Raw genomic sequence first — 16,513 nt, 5'->3', positions numbered from 1 at the left:
CGAACGGAAACTCCGAAGGGGGCATTTCGATGTGTAAAAAAGCGATCGGTATCATCGCCGAATATAACCCGTTTCATATGGGACACCTGCACCACGTCGAGAAGGCATCTTCCAGCGGAGACCCGGTGGTAGTGGTTCTATCCTCCAACTTCACCCAAAGGGGGGAACCAGCGTTTATCGATAAGTGGAGCCGTGCGGAGATGGCCCTGCACTCCGGAGCGGACCTAGTGCTGGAACTTCCAGTCGTCTTTTCATGCCACAACGCCGGTGTTTTCGCAAACGCCGGCGTCGACATAATTGAATCGACCGGGGTGATCGACCGCATATCTTTCGGCATGGAGACCCTTGCTCCTGAATTCCAGGACATCGTGGCTATTTTAGTGGAGGAACCTAAACCTTTCAAGTTAAACCTTCATGAGTTTTTAAATGAAGGTTTTTCCTACGTGGAATCCAGAGCCAGAGCCGTGGATTTCCTGCTACCCGGCGCCGGAGAGATCCTCTCTCAACCCAACAACAGCCTAGCCATATCCTACATGATGAGGATAAAGGAAAAAGGGTACGATATAGCCCCTCTTCCCATAAAAAGAATCGGGGGCGAATATCATGATCGTTCCATATCCGTAGAATTCCCCAGCGCAACGGCTATAAGAAAGGCCATAAGGGGAAAAGAAGAGAAAGCTTTTCAGAGAGTTCCCCCCTTCTGCAGTAAAATCCTGAAGAGAGAGATATCGAGAGGAAGATGCTTCCTTGACAAGGACACCCTGTGGGAAAAAATCCGTTTTCTGCTAACCAGAACCTCCAGCGAAGAGCTCGGAAAATACGCCGAGTTCGGGGAGGGTATAGAAAACAGGTTTATAAAGGCCTTCGGAAAATCCACCGGCTGGGATGACTTCATCGATCGGTGCACGTCCAGAAGATACCCCAGAGGAAGGCTTCAGAGAAACATGATACACTTTCTCGTCGGCCTAAGGCATGAGGAGAACAGGGCATATCAAGAAAAAGGCCCGGCCTATCTGAGGGCACTGGGAGCTACCAAAAGAGGAAGAGATCTACTCAAGAGAATAGACAAGGTAGGCACCCTTCCGGTGATATCTAAATTCGCCCAATTGGATCGGGATTACGGCAAATCCATGCTGTCGATGGAAAGACGCAGCTGTGACATCTGGGAGCTACTCCTTCCGGGGGGAGCGCCCGGCAAAGACGCCATAACCCCTCCCATCATCGTCTAATCTCCTTGTCGAAATGGGGAAACCGCTCTCTGAGACGACGATACACACCGGGGGGAACCATCTCCTGCACCGGACCTCCGAAATTAAAGATATCCTTTACCGCATGGCTCGACAGATAGGAATACCTGGCGTCGGTCACAATAAATAAAGTCTCTATCTCGGGAGCAAGCTGTCTGTTCATCTGGGCAAGCTGAAACTCGTACTCGAAATCGGAAAGAGCCCGCAATCCCCTTATTATTATGCGACTCCGCTCCTGTCGCAAGAAATCTACCAAAAGCCCGGTGAACGAATCTACCTTGACGTTAGGGAGATGGGACAGGGCCTCTATCGCCATGGTCTTTCTCTCGTCGACGCTGAAAGTAGCCCTCTTCTCCGGGTTTATAAGTATGGATACCGTCAGCTCGTCAAACAACCCGGCGGCTCTCTCGGCTATGTAGACGTGGCCGTTCGTTATGGGATCGAAGGACCCCGGATAGACGGCCCTGATGGTATGGCTCACCACTACCCCTCCTTATAAGTCCGACGAATAGAGCTCCAGAAAGGAAAGTACCGACCTTCCGTAAGATCTCTCGTCTCTCAGGATCCAGGGGAAAGAGACCTTTACGGGCTCCTCCTTGCCATGCTCGAACACGAAGACCCCGTCCTCCTTCAGTATCTCTCTGCGAGAGAGAATTAAATTCGGAAGAGTCTCGTTCCATCGGGCTCCGTAGGGCGGATCGGCGAAAACGACGTCGAAGACGAAACCCTTTCTAGATACCCAGGATAAACCTTTTCTGACGTCCATGGAAATGTGGGTGTGAGAATCGAAGCTATTGGCCTTCCATATGGCCTTTGACCTGGATCGAACCAACTCCACCGAGACGACCGGATCCGCCCCCCTTCTGCAGGCCTCGAAGGCTATCCGTCCCGTTCCGGAAAAGAGGTCCAGAAAGGCTACCCCATTCAGGTTACCCAGGATATTGAAAAGAGCCTGAACCACCAGGCCGGTAGTGGGACGAACCTCCTTCATGATCTATTGATGCTTCCTGCGATCGCATCCAAGGCCCTACGGACTGCGGGGGTAAGATAAGGAGAACAGATCCCGTCAACCTTGACCAACGCTCCGTTTTCCCTGAGCACTACCCTCACGTAAAACTTCTGCTCGTAACCATCGTCGGAGGTTATCGCCTGAATAAGCCACGATTTTCTAGAATCGGAGTAGATCCTCTCCAAAGTCCAGTGCAAACCGTCCTCTCCCTCGGAGATACCCAATTTTTCATCCTTCAAAACCGCCATATCCAACTCGTCCGATTTCACGGCTACGTGCATGTCGTCACACCTTCCGTCCACAATCCTATCCACTGTAAAATTACCGATTTTCTCGAAGACCAAGAGGTATATATCCTTGCCCTGTTCCAGCCATTTTCTCTCGTATTTCGTCGTTATCTCCCTTCGTTTGTTCACCTCGAAAGAGATCAAACTAAGAGAGGGATGGCTATCCAAGATGGATGCGACCTCGTCAGCGTACCATTTCTCGTCGGTGGCCAGTTCGAAACAGCCGCCTATACGTAAAACCGACGCCACCACGTCGGAAAAGCCTCTGTGGGTGACCCGCCTTCTGGCATGGCGTTCCTTGGGCCAGGGACAGGGGAAACTCATATATATTCGGTCCAAAGACTCGTCGCCAAAACACTCTCTCAGGAGGAATCGGGCATCGCCGCATATTATCCTGACGTTCTCACGCCCCTCCCTGATGGCCCTTTTTACCGCCTTGCCGACGCAGGTCATAGAGATCTCCAATCCATAGATTGTCGTATCGGGGTTCAACTCGGCCAGGTGCGTAAGAAACTCCCCGTTTCCGAAGCCGATCTCCACCATCTTTCTGCCACCTTGCTCCGGATCAACTGGCACTCCCGATACAGACGGCTCCAATAGGACATCCTGTCTTTTCATGACCATAAAAACCTCCAACAAAAAAATACAAGTACCCCTGTCGTAGCCATTTCCAGGTCGGACAGGACAGTTCGTCATTATACCTTATAACCCGATCGTCGACGATTTGCTTTGACTCTTTAACTCTCGTTGGTATAATCAGGAGGAGAGTAGCCTGTATGGTGTATAATTCAGCCTCTTATCGCAAACGCTTTTCATTTCAAGACGGCGGTGCTATGATAGGTTGTATGGGGTATACAAGATAATTCTTATTCTTCACCATATCAAGAGGGGGTAATTTTATGGCAAAGCAGTGGAAAACTATGGATGGGAACACGGCTGCGGCCCATGTTTCCTATGCGTTCACCGAGGTGGCGGCTATCTATCCGATAACTCCGTCGTCTCCCATGGCCGAATACGTGGACGAGTGGGCAGCACACGGCAGAAAGAACATATTCGGAAGAACCGTCGAGCTAGCAGAGCTTCAGTCCGAAGCAGGCGCATCCGGAGCCGTCCATGGTTCTCTCTCCGCAGGATCCCTTACAAGCACTTTTACCGCTTCACAGGGGCTTCTGCTCATGCTTCCCAACATGTACAAGATCGCAGGAGAGCTGCTTCCAGGAGTGTTCGACGTAAGCGCCAGAGCCGTCGCCGGTCACGCTCTCTCCATATTCGGGGATCACAGCGACGTCACGGCCTGTCGTGCTTCAGGGTTCGCCATGCTGGCATCCGGCAGCGTACAGGAGACCATGGACCTGACGGCGGTAGCCCACCTCTCCGCCATAAGATCCAGCGTCCCCTTCCTCAACTTCTTCGACGGTTTCCGTACCTCTCACGAAATACAGAAGATAGAGGTTCTCGACTACGACGATCTGGCCGATATGGTCGACTGGGACGCCATCAGAGACTTCAAGGAGAGAGCCCTCAACCCCGAGCATCCCTATCACAAGGGAACCGCCCAGAATCCGGACATCTACTTCCAGGCCAAGGAAGCGGCCAACCGCTTCTATCTCGACGTGCCGGACATCGTAGAGGACTACATGAACCAGATCAGCGAGCTCACCGGCCGTCACTACGCCCCCTTCAACTACTACGGAGATCCCGAGGCGGAGAACGTCGTCATCCTCATGGGCTCCTCCACCGAGGCGGCCGAGGAGACCGTGGATTATCTCATGGCCAAAGGGGAAAAGGTCGGTATCATCAAGGTCCACCTCTACCGGCCCTTCTCGGCCAAGCACTTCTTCAAGGTGCTTCCCGCTACGGTCAAACGTATCGCCATCCTCGACCGCACCAAGGAACCGGGATCCCTCGGAGAACCTCTCTACGAGGACGTATGCGCCCTCTTCAACGAGAAACCCGAGCGTCCCATCATAGTCGGTGGACGTTACGGCCTCGGCTCGAACGACACTACTCCGAGCTGGCTCAAGACCGTCTTCGATAACCTCAAGCTCTACGAGCCCAGAAACCATTTTACAATCGGCATCGTAGACGACGTCACCAGACTATCCCTTGAGCCCAAAGAAGAGATCAACGCGGCTCCGGAGGGAACGATCAGATGTAAGTTCTGGGGGCTCGGTTCGGACGGCACTGTAGGAGCCAACAAGAACGCCATCAAGATCATCGGAGATAACACCGATATGTACGCCCAGGGCTACTTCTCCTACGACTCGAAGAAATCCGGAGGTGTCACCATATCCCACCTTCGCTTCGGCAAGAAGCCCATCAAGTCGACCTACCTCATCAAGGACGCCGACTTCATAGCCTGCCACAAACAGGAGTACGTCCACCTTTACGACGTCCTCGACGGGCTCAGGAAGAACGGCACGTTCCTTCTCAACACCCAGTGGACCGACATGGAGGCTCTGGAGGCCAATCTTCCGGCCAACGTAAAGAGGGCTCTGGCCGAAAAAGAGGCCGATTTCTACGTGATCAACGGAATCGACCTTGGACAGGAGATCGGTCTGGGCAACAGGATCAACATGATAATGATGTCCGCTTTCTTCAAACTGGCAAAGGTCATCCCCTACGAGGACGCCATTAAATATATGAAGGAAGCCAACAAAAAGACCTACGGTAAGAAGGGCGATAAGATCGTCGCCATGAACGATACAGCTGTGGACAAGGGAGCGGACGGTCTCATGAAGATAGAGATCCCCGACAGCTGGAAAAACGCAGAGGATGCCTGCTGCTGCAGTGGAGATGACATGCTTCCCGAGTTCATCAAGGAAGTCTGTAAGCCTATGAACGCCCAGAAGGGCGACCAGCTTCCTGTGAGCGCCTTCATCGGACGGGAGGACGGAAGCTTCCCCAGCGGAACAGCGGCATACGAAAAACGAGGCGTGGCCGTCGACGTTCCCGAGTGGATCATGGACAAGTGCATACAGTGCAACCAGTGTGCCATGGTATGTCCTCATGCTGCCATCAGGCCGGTCCTTCTTAACGAGGATGAGATGTCTATGGCACCGAAGAACTTCGAGGTCCTAGACGCCAAGGGCAAGGAGCTGGAAGGTCTCAAGTTCAGGATGCAGGTCAGTCCTCTCGACTGTCTTGGATGCGGCAACTGCGCCGACATATGCCCGGTCAAGGCGCTGGAGATGAAGCCTCTGGCCACCCAAACCGATCCTCAGGCGGAGAACTGGGAGTTCGCCGTCGCAGTAAGCGATAAGTCCGACAGGGTCAACGTAAAGACTGTCAAGGGAAGCCAGTTCTCTCAGCCCCTGCTCGAGTTCTCCGGAGCCTGCGCCGGATGCGGAGAGACTCCCTACGCCAAGCTGATAACCCAGCTCTTCGGTGACAGGATGATCGTCGCCAACGCCACGGGATGCTCTTCCATATGGGGCGGATCCGCTCCAAGCATGCCCTACTGCACCAACGCAAAGGGACAGGGTCCCGCTTGGGCTAACTCCCTCTTCGAGGATAACGCCGAATACGGGTACGGAATGGCCCTGTCGGTCAAGAGCATCGTAGGAGGCCTGGTAGAGAAGGCAAAGGCCCTGGTCGCCAAGGATATAGACGAAGACGTCAAGGCAGCCCTTCAGGAATGGCTCGCCTCCTATAACGACGGAGAGGCCTCCAAGAAAGCCGCCGAAAAGGTCAGATCTATACTCGACAGAGATCTTGGTTGCGCCGAATGCAACGCTCTGCTGGACGACATAGCCGAGCTTGAGGACTACTTGGTCAAGAAATCCGTCTGGATCTTTGGAGGAGACGGCTGGGCCTACGACATCGGTTACGGCGGACTGGACCACGTCCTGGCCTCCGGTGAGAACGTGAACGTCATGGTCTTCGATACCGAGGTCTACTCAAACACGGGCGGACAGTCCTCCAAGTCCACACCGACCGCCGCTGTAGCCAAGTTCGCCGCATCGGGCAAGAAGATAGCCAAGAAGGACCTGGGACGCATGGCCATGACATACGGCTACGTCTACGTAGCTCAGGTGGCCATGGGAGCAGACAAAAACCAGCTTGTAAAGGCTATGGCCGAGGCCGAAGCATACGACGGACCTTCTCTCATCATCGCCTACGCCCCCTGCATTAACCACGGCCTCAAGGAAGGCATGGGACGCAGCCAGAATCAGGAAAAGAAGGCCGTAGAGGCAGGGTACTGGCATCTTTACCGCTACAATCCCGAGGCGGAAGAGGGCAAGAACCCCTTCAGCTTGGATTCCAAGGAGCCCAAGGCATCCTTCAAGGACTTCATCCTCAGCGAGGTACGCTACTCCTCTCTGACGAAGACCTTCCCCGAGGTGGCGGAACAGCTTTTCGAGGCCGCTGAGAGGGACGCCAAGAGGCGCTACGAGACCTACAAGAAGCTGGCCGAGAACTAAAGCATAAAAATATATTCGGAACAATTTTTCTAAGCGGGAGGCCGTAAAAAAGCGGTCTCCCGCCGTTTTTGACAGTTGACCGAAAGGTGTAGGCCGTGTATAATGCTCTTCGTTGAGGCGGGACGTAGCGCAGCCTGGCTAGCGTACCTGAATGGGGTTCAGGTGGTCGGAGGTTCGAATCCTCTCGTCCCGACCAGAATTATCAACGGGAAGCCGTAAAGGCTTCCCGTTTTTTTCATATTTCAGGAGGTCCAACATCCTATGAGAGATACACCCTCTTTTACTCCGAAAACCAGCCTGGGACAGAATTTTCTGATCAACAGGGACATAGTCCGAAGAACGGTGGAGAGAGCCCATATAACGGAGAACGACGTGATCCTCGAGATAGGTCCTGGACAGGGAGTTCTTACGAGGGAGATACTATCGTCTCCTTGTTCCCATCTTCATTCCATAGAGATCGACAGAAGGCTGGAGCCCTTCCTCCAGGACATAGAAGGAGACGACCGTTTTTCCCTCCACTGGGGAGACGGTGTGAAGTTTCCCTACGGAGAACTTAGGCCGGCTCCGTCCAAGGTGGTGGCAAACATTCCCTACCACGTAACGACCCCTTTGATATGGTCTATACTGGAGAAACTGGCTCCCTACGGCCTAAGCTATATGATACTGATGGTTCAGAAAGAGGCGGCGGACCGACTTGTCGCACAGGCCTGTACCAAGGAACGTTATCCTCTGGGGATAACTCTGGAGGCCATGGGCTCGGCCAAGACATACATGAAAGTCTCCCCCGGGTCCTTCAGACCTGTCCCTAAGGTATCCTCCGCTCTGGTGGAACTGACGATAGAGAGAAGGAGAGATCTGCCCTCAGACAACCTCTGGCGAAAGGTACTTAAGGCCGGATTCTCTCAGAGACGAAAGAAACTGGCAAACAACCTAGTCTCCCTCGGGATCAAAAAGGAAGAAATTCTAGCTCTCATGGACCGATCAGGAATTCCATCGGAAGCGAGAGCCGAAACCCTTTCGGTATCTCAATGGCTGGAGTTCGTGGAATCCCTAAAACAGACGATTTAAAAAAGAGTGGCATGGAAGAGACGGAACGTCTCGACCATGCCACTCTTTCGTGACCGGGAATGTTCTAGTTGACCCTGTCCTTGAGTGCTTTCCCAGGACGGAACACAGGGACCTTCTTGGCGGGAATCTCTATGGTCTTCTCGGGATCCTGGGGATTCCTGCCGGTTCTAGCCGCTCTCTCTCTCACCTCGAAGGTTCCAAACCCGACAAGCTGGACCTTTTCACCCTTGACCAGGGCCTCCTCAACTGCTTCCAAAACGGCAGATACCGCCTCTCCTGCAGCCTTTTTGCTTAGTTCCGCAGATTTAGCCACTGCCTCGACAAGTTCAGTTTTGGTCACGTCAAACTACCTCCTCAAAAGGATAAATAAAACGACTCCTACACGCGGGAAGAACTAAGTCCTCCCTGCTATTTTTATCAGCTCAGCCAGTCGTGGTCAAGCCTCAGCGCCTTTTTCCGTCACTATTACGCCAAAAAAGGCGTATAGGTACCCCGTCGTAGTCACCCAGTCTTCTGATTTGATTAATCATGTGATTTTCGAAAGACCTGGTAACTATATTTCTGTCGTTCACGAAAAACACGAACATAGGGGGCTCCACCCCTGCCTGAGTACAGTAATAGATCCTAAGAAGCTTCCCCTTTTTATCGCTAGGGAGCCTCTCGAAGGCCAGGACGTCTCGCAACAAGCCGTTCAGCTTAGTGGTTCCGAACCTGTTCTTACGCCTATCGTAGACCCCCAATACTGCGTCTAGGAGCTTCGCTCCCACACCTCTTCCGGTCAAGGCGGAGCAGAACACTAGAGGAGCATGGTCTACGAAAACCAGGGAATCCCTTACCGAATCCCTTTTTTCATCTCCTATCCTCTCTCCGTCGCCCTTGAGAAGATCCCATTTGTTCATAACCAGGACTATTCCCTTGCCTCTCTCCACTATGGAAGAAGCGAGCTTCTTGTCCTGATCGGTGACCCCCTCAACCGCATCCACCACCAATATGGCGACATCCGACCGGTCGATGCTTTCCATGGTCCTGACGAAGGAATAATACTCTATGTCATCCTTGAAACGGCTCTTACGCCTGAGGCCGGCGGTGTCTATGAGACGAAGCTTTCTGCCATCGTCCAACTCCATGAGAGAATCGATGGAGTCCCTGGTAGTTCCGGGAACGTCGCTCACCAAAGAACGATTTTCACCCAGAAGCCTGTTGAGAATACTGGACTTACCTACGTTAGGTCTGCCAACCAGGGCGACCTTTATCTCGTCCTCCTCCTCAAAGGACCTGTCGTCCTCTGGAAGAAGCTCGCATACCCTGTCCAAAAGATCGTCTATACCTCTGGCGTGTATGGCGCTTATGCCCACGACGTCTTTGAAACCTAGGCCATAGGCTTCGTAGACCAACTCATCGAACTTCATGTCGTCCAACTTGTTTACGACGACGATAACAGGTTTCGGGACGCCCTTTCTGATCACCATGGCTATGTCCTCGTCCATCCATGTCAGACCTTCTCTGCCGTCCACGGAAAGGAGGATGACGTCGCTTTCCTCCATTGCCTGGAGGATCTGCCCCTTCATCCCTTCCATTATGGGGTCTTCGTCCCTCAGCAAAAGGCCACCGGTATCCACGAGGTAAAAGTTGTTTCCCCTCCATTCAACCTGGCCGTAGAGTCTGTCCCTGGTTACTCCTGGAACGTCATCCACTATAGCCCTTCTCTCCCCTATCAATCTATTGAACAACGAGGACTTCCCTACATTGGGACGTCCCACTATGGTTACGATTGCCATCTTTTCCTCCCTAGTCGGTCCAGAGGACCACTTTCGGATATTCGGCGGATCCTATGACATACTCTGATTCCAGGGCCAGATAAATCCGGTGAAGGTGCTTGACTGCCACCCATATCAGATCCTGAAAGGGATCGGGGTCCATTACGTCCAACCCCGCCGATACCAACTTCTCGATCAGTCTTTCCTTGCACCTGCAGCTCACCCTGATCTCCACAAGATAACGAAACGGCGGAAGCTCCAGTTCAGATCTCTCCACAAGCTCTCTTCTCCAAAACGAGGTCCACCCGGAGAGGAGGGATACCTGCCATCCCTTACCGGGACGTCTGCTTTGGACTACAACCTGTCGTCCCTCCGGAGAAGGACCTCTCCAGCAGGACTCGGATATCATGGTATAGGCGCTGTATCTGGCGTCGTGTTCGGATCTTCTGGCCTCTCCATCCGAATCAAGCCAACAGACCAACCCAACATCCAATATATCACATAACTCCAGGCTCTTTCTGGTTCCTACGACCAAGCCCCCCGAGGATAACTCCTTTATTCTGTTCCGTCTATCCACTGTCCTCTTAGGATCGTCGGCGGACCAGACGAAAACCCTCTTCTTAGAGACCATGGCCTGGGCTATCGGCAAGAGGGCCTCAAGTCCCGGACGTCTACCCATTATAACCGGACCACCGCAGTTAGGACACTTATTCGGAACATCGAAGGTCTTTCCGCAGCGTACGCACCGTCCCCTTCCTCCGAATAGCCTCAATGCCCCCCCACAGTCACACCTGAGCGGGTGTTCGCAATCGTCGCATTTCAGGTCTCCAACGTATCCCTTTCTATCCAGTATCCAAAGGACAACCTTGCCGTTTTCCATCGTATCGAGGGTCCTGGTCATAGTTCCCTCCGCCAGAGGAATCTCGTCGGAAGCTCCCGGCACAGATACCCTGTTTGACTCGTTGAGATCGATAAAAACGATCCTCGATTCCGGACGTCCCCGTTCCTCATCGGGACGGATCTCTCGGAACACCCTGGAGGACGGAATCCTCCCTCCCACGACCAGACGGGATCCCGAGTCCATGGCCAGCCTGGTCAATACACTTCTGCCGTTCAACCGGGGATGACGCTGCATACGATAGGAGTCGTTACCCTCGTCCTCCACCACGACGAGATCGGGTTCAAAAGGGGCGGCCATCACCCCCGGCCCCCCCACCACGAAACGACTGTTTCCGTCCCTGACGGAAAGCCATGCTTCCATCTTTTTCTTTCCGCCGGTATTGGGCCAGAGAAGGCCTCCGACAATGCCGTCGTCCTCCAGCCTTTTCAGAAAAGCCTTGGCCCTGATCTGCTCCGGGAAGGAGATAATAGCCCTAGTGCTACCGTTTCCCAGAAGTTCCTCGTAACGGCTGAGACGATCGTCGTCCAACCAACGATAAAGACCCTCCATGGAAAAAGACGACTTCTCCTTTTTTTTTGATATATCGATGAAGGGAGAGAGATCCTCTCCCTTCAATATCTGTTCCGGCAGCATAGAGGAAAGAGCCTGGCCTACGCCGCATAGAAAGGAACGACCAACCCAGGTCATAAGACGCCAGGACACGTCCGGTATCGTAGAGGATTCATCCAAAACCTCCATAATCGGCCTTACCTTTTTCTCCGGCCAGGAGGAAGTGTCATCGCACCTAGAGACGAAACCTATTCGGTATCCTCGTCCTATCGGAACTCTTACCCTGACGCCCGACTCCAAAGGTCGATCATGACGATAGGTCAACCCCGACCACCAAGGCCCCGGAACCAGGACTTCAGGAAACCAAGTCACATTCAGCTCCCCTCTCGTCGCAAGAGGACCTCGTCCCAGATAACACCGGCGACCTCCGTCTTATCCCCTTGAATCTCCTTCGGGTTTCCTTGGACGTCGAAGATCGTTACCCTGTTGGTGTCGGTTCCGAAACCGCTCCCAGGTTCGGTGAGATCGTTCGCTACTATGAGATCCAATCCCTTGGATCTCAGTTTTCTCAGAGCGTTTTCCTTAAGGTCGTCCGTCTCGGCGGCGAATCCTACCAGGATTTGCCCTGTTTTTTTCATCTTTCCTAAGGTAGCCGCTATGTCGGGGTTGGCTACCATCGAGAAGGATACCTCCGATTTCCCCTCTCGTTTTATCTTATGTTCCGACCTGGAGACGAACCTGTAATCCCCAACAGCCGCAGCCTTTACCATCACGTCGCAATCGTCCATGGCTCGGATGGCAGCTTCGAGCATATCCTCGGCTGAGGTGACGGGTATAACCTGGATGCCATGAGGCGGCTCAAGGGCTACCGGTCCCGATATGAGACGAACCTCCGCTCCTCTGTACCAAGCCTCCTTGGCTATAGCGTATCCCATCTTGCCACTGCTGGGATTGGATATGTATCGCACGGGATCCAAGAACTCTCTTGTGGGGCCTGCCGTGACCACCACGGACAGACCTGCCAGATCTTTGGGACGAAGAGCCCTTTCGACCTCCGCCACTATGACGTCCACGTCGGGAAGACGACCTCTGCCCTCGTATCCGCAGGCCAGGTCCCCCGAATCGGGATCGACCACGACGTATCCCATGGATTCCAATGTATCCAGATTCCTCCGGGTAGCATTGTGATCCAACATATTGACGTTCATGGCAGGAAAGACTACCACTGGAGCCTTGGAGGCCAAAACGGCTCCGTCCATCACCTTCGAGGCATTTCCAATGGCAAGCCTGGCGGCGGTATCGGCGGTACAGGGAGCGATCACTATAACATCGGCCCATTCCGCCAGAGAGATATGGGGTATATGCCAACCAGACTCGTCGGAAAGATAGTCCCGATCACGCCATACCCTGTTATGGGATAACGTGGCTAGGACCATGGGGCTTACAAAAGCCTCCGAGGCCTCGGTCATAACCACCTTAACCTCCCATCCGGACCGGATAAAGCCCCTCACCAGGTGAGGGGCTTTATATGCCGCTATTCCACCGGTCACACACAGAAGGACTCTACTCGACCGAGCCAGACTCTTCATCGGAGGAGGATCCTCCCTCTTCTTCGACAACTCCCATCTTAACCGAGAGTTTGTCCGATTCCAGCTCGGAAAGAGCTATGGAGATCACCTTCTCTCCCTTTCCGGTCTCTTCAAGCGTCCTGCTTCCCCTGTCCTCGCTCAGGCTCCTAGCCCTGGCTGCTACGACCGTAGTCAGAAGATATTTATTGGATACCCCTGAGTTTTTTTTGATCTTATCTACATCGAAAAACTTCAACCTAACCCCTCCTCTTACCTCTTCCCTCGCGATAATCGTAAACGATTCGCTCCAGTTCCGAAACCGCCCTTTGAAGGTCGTCGTTAACCACGATATGATCGTATCTGTCGGCCAAGGCCATCTCTCCCAGAGCGTTCTTCAACCTTAGCTTGATGGTCCGTTCGTCCTCCGATCCCCTTTGTCGAAGACGGCGTTCCAACTCTTCCGTAGAAGGCGGAGTCAAAAAAACCATAACTATGTCCGGACATCTATCCTTAACCTGCAGGGTACCCTGAACGTCTATCTCCAACACGACGTCCTTGCCCTCGTCTAGGTACCGTTCGACATCGGAGCAGAGGGTACCGTACATATTTCCGTGAACCTCGGCCCACTCCAAGAAGTCACCGGCGGCGATCCTGCGTTTGAACTCCTCCTGCTCTATAAAACGATAATCTACCCCGTCGATCTCTCCTGGCCTCGGAGGTCTAGTGGTACAAGAGATGGAAAAAACCAGATCCTCCACCCTTCGAAACAGCTCCTTGCGTACGGTCCCTTTACCTGCTCCGCTTGGTCCGGAGAAGACGAACAACCGCCCTCGGCGGTAGCGTTTAACCATCTGGTTCCTCGCCGGAAAAACGGTTGACGATAGTCTCCGGCTGGATGGCCGACAATATAACGTGATTGCTGTCGGTCACCAATATGGCCCTTGTCTTTCGTCCCTGAGTGGCATCTACGAGACGACCGGTCTCCTTAGCCTCTTCTTTCAGACGTTTCATCGGAGCCGAAGTAGGATGTATTATGGCTACGACCCTCTCGGCTACCACCATGTTTCCGAATCCTATATGAACGAGCCTCTGTCCCACAGACGATCACTCCACGTTTTGAACCTGTTCCCTAATCCTCTCCAACAAGGATTTTCCGTCAACCACAAGCCATCGTATCTCGGCATCCGCCACTTTAGAGCCTATCGTGTTGATCTCTCTGTTCATCTCCTGGAGAAGAAAATCCAGCTTTCTCCCTCTGGGGCCCTTTTCGTCCAGCAGTTTCTCGAACTGACCTATATGGCTGTCCGTACGGGAGATCTCCTCGGATATATCCCACTTATCCGCTATTACCGTCATTTCCTGGGCAAGCCGTCCCTCGTCCACAGATATCTCGAAACGATCCGCCACCGCCTGAACCCTATCTCTGAGCGACTCAAAGGCCTTGTCCGCACATCCCTGCCAAAGAGAATCTATTTTGGATACTATGGCCCGATAGTCCTCTAGACATCCGGAGATATCATCAAGGAGCTTTTCACCCTCACTCTCCCTCATAGAGACCAACTCGTCCAGTCCCCTAGAGGTTAGATCGGCTAAAACCGAGGATATTTCATCTTTCATCGACGAGGAAGACGCGGATGGAAGATCCAAAACCCCTGGCAATCCTAAAATTCCGTTCAAGGGAAGTTCGTCCGCCCCGTCTCCCATGGAGAGCACCACGTCTTTCACCTGTGACAGATAGGAGCTAAGGACATCGGGGTTTATCCTGCCCATACGGCACTCGGAAGCCCAGGACAACTCTACCCTGACCTGGACCTTTCCTCTGTTGAGTCTTTTCTTGACTGCACCCTGTATCAGTGGATCTTCCGAAGCCAGTTCTCTCCCGGACTTCACGAAGACCTCCAGATAGCGAGAGTTGACGCTGGAGAATTCCACGGTCAAGGTACCCCAATCCTTATCCACCGATACTCGGCTAAAACCGGTCATGCTTGTCAACATAACGATCAATCCACCTCCGTTTTTCTACAGACCTGTCCTGAAGACGAGCTTTTCCAAGACGGGAGTTATCTCCTTTACATCCCATTTCGACGCGCTTATAGCCTCTACGTCCTCGCCTTCGGATCTTATCCTGGTCAGGAGGCCGTTCAGGGTGGATCGATCTATGAGATCCGCCTTGTTCAGCAAGACCGCCCTAGGGATCTCTATGGCTTCTATATCCTTGAGGGTATCCCTAACGACTCTAAGGGTCTCCAGAGCATCCGGGTCGCTTCCATCGAGTACGACCAACAGAAAATCGGCCGCAGCCGCCTCTTCCAAAGTCGTCCTGAAAGCCGCTATCAAGGTAGGAGGAAGCTCCCTTATGAAGCCGACCGTATCGGTCAGTAGGATCGTCCGTCCATCTGACATTGATATCGAACGTACCAACGTGTCCAACGTTGCGAAAAGGGCATCGGCCACGTATATGGATCCGTCTCCCGATAGTCGACGTAGAAGAGTCGATTTTCCGCTGTTGGTATATCCGACCATAGCTACCGTTAGAATATCGGAACGGCTACGTCGCTTTCGCTGGCTTTTTCGCCTTTTCTTCACCTGGACAAGTTTTCTCGTTATATCTCTTATACGTCTCTCGAGCTTTCTCCTGTGTCTCTCGAACTCGGTCTCGCCGGGCCCTCTGGTTCCTATTCCGCCCCCCAGTCTGGACATCTGATGTCCAAGACCGCGAAGATGGGGCAATTCATAGCGGCATCGGGCCAGTTCCACCTGAAGCTTCGCCTCCGATGTCCTGGCCCGTTCCTCGAATATCTTCATTATGATCAAAGGCCTGTCCCAGACATACCGCCCCGACTCCGTCTTCAGATTCGCCATCTGCCGAGGGGTCAAAGGCCTATCGCTGACGATCAGTCCTGCATCGACCACATCGCAGATCCTCTTGAGATCCCTTGCCTTTCCAGACCCTAAAAAGAAAGCGGGGTCCGGAGAGTCCCGCCTTTGAATTACCCTCTCGACGACGTCTACGTCCAGGTTCGTCAACAGAAGCTCAAGTTCCAGAAGAAGGCGCTCCCCCTCCTCCATACGCTCCAAAGCGATTAAAACCGCTCTACCCCTCTCAACCGCCAAGAGCTACTGCCTCCATGGATTTAAGGGATTTGTCCAGTTCAGACAGTATCAAAGAGCGACATTCCTTGGAGGACATCCCGTCTTCGAGCATCTTGGAGGGGTCTATAGAATCTCCGAATCTGACCTCTATGGAGTTCCAGCCTATCTTGTTAGCACCTACCGGCATGGCGTCAAAGGTCCCGGATATGTAAGCCGGAACGATAGGCACTCCGGTCCTAACCGCCAGAAGGGCCACTCCTCCCTCCAGCTCCTTCAGTCTGCCGTCCAAAGACCGTGCCCCCTCGGGAAAAAGGAGAACCGATTCTCCCCCCTCAAGAAGCTGTAGAAACGTCCTCAGGGCTCCTCCGGCGCTCAAGGAGGAATCCCTGCTGACCGGAATAGCTCCCAGAGTCCTTATCAACAAGGCGAACAGGCGGGATCCCTCGAAAAGCTCCACCTTTGCCAGATATCTCAAACGATCGGGGAAAGCGGCGCCTAAAACCACGGGATCCAGATTGCTGCAGTGATTGGCCACCATTATGAAGGGCCTCTCCACAGGTATTTTATCCTTGCCCTCTACCTTCAAACAATTATGGAGTCTTAAAAAAAC

The 16,513-nt window shown here is 53.2% G+C and carries 16 protein-coding genes and 1 tRNA gene; 4 read left to right on the top strand and 13 right to left on the bottom strand.

Translation table 11 applies throughout. The features are described from left to right. The first annotated feature begins 29 nt into the window (after positions 1-29). The gene (locus L2W58_RS00775; RefSeq protein WP_236101052.1) at positions 30-1,229 is read left to right on the top strand and encodes a tRNA(Met) cytidine acetate ligase; all 1,200 of its coding nucleotides are present in this window, start codon (positions 30-32) and stop codon (positions 1,227-1,229) included. Here L2W58_RS00775 and coaD read toward each other — a convergent pair. From coaD to trmB, 3 genes are read right to left on the bottom strand one after another with little or no spacing between them, the layout of a single operon-like run. Then, positions 1,219-1,728 carry a pantetheine-phosphate adenylyltransferase gene (gene coaD, locus L2W58_RS00770; RefSeq protein WP_236101051.1) on the bottom strand — a complete coding sequence of 170 codons (510 nt, stop codon included), beginning with the start codon at positions 1,726-1,728 and terminating at the stop codon, positions 1,219-1,221. The two genes, L2W58_RS00775 and coaD, sit on opposite strands and share 11 nt — an antisense overlap. A 12-nt stretch (positions 1,729-1,740) precedes the next feature. Next, positions 1,741-2,238, bottom strand: a complete 498-nt coding sequence (locus L2W58_RS00765) for an RsmD family RNA methyltransferase (RefSeq protein WP_236101050.1) — start codon at positions 2,236-2,238, stop codon at positions 1,741-1,743. Further along, complete coding sequence (gene trmB / locus L2W58_RS00760) at positions 2,235-3,161, bottom strand: tRNA (guanosine(46)-N7)-methyltransferase TrmB (RefSeq protein ID WP_236101049.1); 927 nt, start codon at positions 3,159-3,161, stop codon at positions 2,235-2,237. The genes L2W58_RS00765 and trmB overlap by 4 nt, the downstream gene beginning before the upstream one ends. A 281-nt stretch (positions 3,162-3,442) precedes the next feature. On the opposite strand from trmB, the gene nifJ reads away from it, so the two are divergent. The 3 genes from nifJ (at position 3,443) to rsmA (ending at position 8,035) form a co-directional block, all read left to right on the top strand. After that, positions 3,443-6,967, top strand: a complete 3,525-nt coding sequence (nifJ, locus tag L2W58_RS00755) for a pyruvate:ferredoxin (flavodoxin) oxidoreductase (protein ID WP_236101048.1) — start codon at positions 3,443-3,445, stop codon at positions 6,965-6,967. 118 nt (positions 6,968-7,085) lie between these two features. Further along, positions 7,086-7,163 (top strand) — tRNA-Pro (locus tag L2W58_RS00750). A 65-nt stretch (positions 7,164-7,228) separates the two neighbouring features. Then, positions 7,229-8,035, top strand: a complete 807-nt coding sequence (gene rsmA / locus L2W58_RS00745; protein WP_236101047.1) for a 16S rRNA (adenine(1518)-N(6)/adenine(1519)-N(6))-dimethyltransferase RsmA — start codon at positions 7,229-7,231, stop codon at positions 8,033-8,035. A 64-nt stretch (positions 8,036-8,099) separates the two neighbouring features. On the opposite strand, the gene L2W58_RS00740 is transcribed toward rsmA, so the two are convergent. The 10 genes from L2W58_RS00740 to L2W58_RS00695 all read right to left on the bottom strand — a co-directional run bounded on the left by L2W58_RS00740 (position 8,100) and on the right by L2W58_RS00695 (position 16,489). Next, the gene (locus tag L2W58_RS00740) at positions 8,100-8,375 is read right to left on the bottom strand and encodes an HU family DNA-binding protein (protein WP_236101046.1); all 276 of its coding nucleotides are present in this window, start codon (positions 8,373-8,375) and stop codon (positions 8,100-8,102) included. 103 nt (positions 8,376-8,478) lie between these two features. After that, on the bottom strand, positions 8,479-9,813 hold the full coding sequence (gene der, locus L2W58_RS00735) for a ribosome biogenesis GTPase Der (RefSeq protein ID WP_236101045.1): 1,335 nt from the start codon (positions 9,811-9,813) through the stop codon (positions 8,479-8,481). Between the two features lie 10 nt (positions 9,814-9,823). Further along, positions 9,824-11,614: a primosomal protein N' family DNA-binding protein gene (locus tag L2W58_RS00730; RefSeq protein WP_236101043.1), complete on the bottom strand. Its 1,791-nt coding sequence runs from the start codon at positions 11,612-11,614 to the stop codon at positions 9,824-9,826. Between the two features lie 2 nt (positions 11,615-11,616). Beyond that, on the bottom strand, positions 11,617-12,831 hold the full coding sequence (gene coaBC / locus L2W58_RS00725) for a bifunctional phosphopantothenoylcysteine decarboxylase/phosphopantothenate--cysteine ligase CoaBC (RefSeq protein ID WP_236101042.1): 1,215 nt from the start codon (positions 12,829-12,831) through the stop codon (positions 11,617-11,619). Then, entirely contained in the window at positions 12,806-13,066 is a 261-nt protein-coding gene (gene rpoZ, locus L2W58_RS00720) for a DNA-directed RNA polymerase subunit omega (RefSeq protein ID WP_236101041.1), read from the bottom strand. The genes coaBC and rpoZ overlap by 26 nt, the downstream gene beginning before the upstream one ends. Position 13,067: 1 nt before the next feature. Beyond that, complete coding sequence (gene gmk / locus L2W58_RS00715) at positions 13,068-13,661, bottom strand: guanylate kinase (RefSeq protein ID WP_236101040.1); 594 nt, start codon at positions 13,659-13,661, stop codon at positions 13,068-13,070. Beyond that, complete coding sequence (locus L2W58_RS00710) at positions 13,654-13,908, bottom strand: DUF370 domain-containing protein (protein ID WP_236098708.1); 255 nt, start codon at positions 13,906-13,908, stop codon at positions 13,654-13,656. Before L2W58_RS00710 ends, gmk begins: the two co-directional genes overlap by 8 nt. Positions 13,909-13,914: 6 nt before the next feature. Then, a complete protein-coding gene (locus L2W58_RS00705; RefSeq protein ID WP_236101039.1) occupies positions 13,915-14,805 on the bottom strand; it encodes a YicC/YloC family endoribonuclease in 891 nt (296 codons plus the stop codon). Between the two features lie 24 nt (positions 14,806-14,829). Continuing rightward, positions 14,830-15,924, bottom strand: coding sequence for a GTPase HflX (hflX, locus tag L2W58_RS00700; protein WP_236101038.1), 1,095 nt, complete (start codon positions 15,922-15,924; stop codon positions 14,830-14,832). Further along, positions 15,914-16,489 carry a lysophospholipid acyltransferase family protein gene (locus L2W58_RS00695; RefSeq protein ID WP_236101037.1) on the bottom strand — a complete coding sequence of 192 codons (576 nt, stop codon included), beginning with the start codon at positions 16,487-16,489 and terminating at the stop codon, positions 15,914-15,916. The genes hflX and L2W58_RS00695 overlap by 11 nt, the downstream gene beginning before the upstream one ends. Positions 16,490-16,513 lie beyond the last annotated feature (24 nt).

The sequence above is a fragment of the Dethiosulfovibrio faecalis genome, from assembly GCF_021568795.1.
GTDB classification, from domain to species: Bacteria; Synergistota; Synergistia; order Synergistales; family Dethiosulfovibrionaceae; genus Dethiosulfovibrio; species Dethiosulfovibrio faecalis.
This window is presented reverse-complemented; position numbering and strand designations above follow the sequence as displayed.

Excerpts from the sequence above, each read along its gene's own strand:
- L2W58_RS00775 (WP_236101052.1), top strand. The coding sequence starts at position 30 with ATGTGTAAAAAAGCGATCGGTATCATCGCCGAATATAACCCGTTTCAT.
- rsmA (WP_236101047.1), top strand. The coding sequence starts at position 7,229 with ATGAGAGATACACCCTCTTTTACTCCGAAAACCAGCCTGGGACAGAAT.
- L2W58_RS00765 (WP_236101050.1), bottom strand. The coding sequence starts at position 2,238 with ATGAAGGAGGTTCGTCCCACTACCGGCCTGGTGGTTCAGGCTCTTTTC.
- trmB (WP_236101049.1), bottom strand. The coding sequence starts at position 3,161 with ATGAAAAGACAGGATGTCCTATTGGAGCCGTCTGTATCGGGAGTGCCA.
- gmk (WP_236101040.1), bottom strand. The coding sequence starts at position 13,661 with ATGGTTAAACGCTACCGCCGAGGGCGGTTGTTCGTCTTCTCCGGACCA.
- der (WP_236101045.1), bottom strand. The coding sequence starts at position 9,813 with ATGGCAATCGTAACCATAGTGGGACGTCCCAATGTAGGGAAGTCCTCG.
- coaBC (WP_236101042.1), bottom strand. The coding sequence starts at position 12,831 with ATGAAGAGTCTGGCTCGGTCGAGTAGAGTCCTTCTGTGTGTGACCGGT.
- nifJ (WP_236101048.1), top strand. The coding sequence starts at position 3,443 with ATGGCAAAGCAGTGGAAAACTATGGATGGGAACACGGCTGCGGCCCAT.
- L2W58_RS00705 (WP_236101039.1), bottom strand. The coding sequence starts at position 14,805 with ATGTTGACAAGCATGACCGGTTTTAGCCGAGTATCGGTGGATAAGGAT.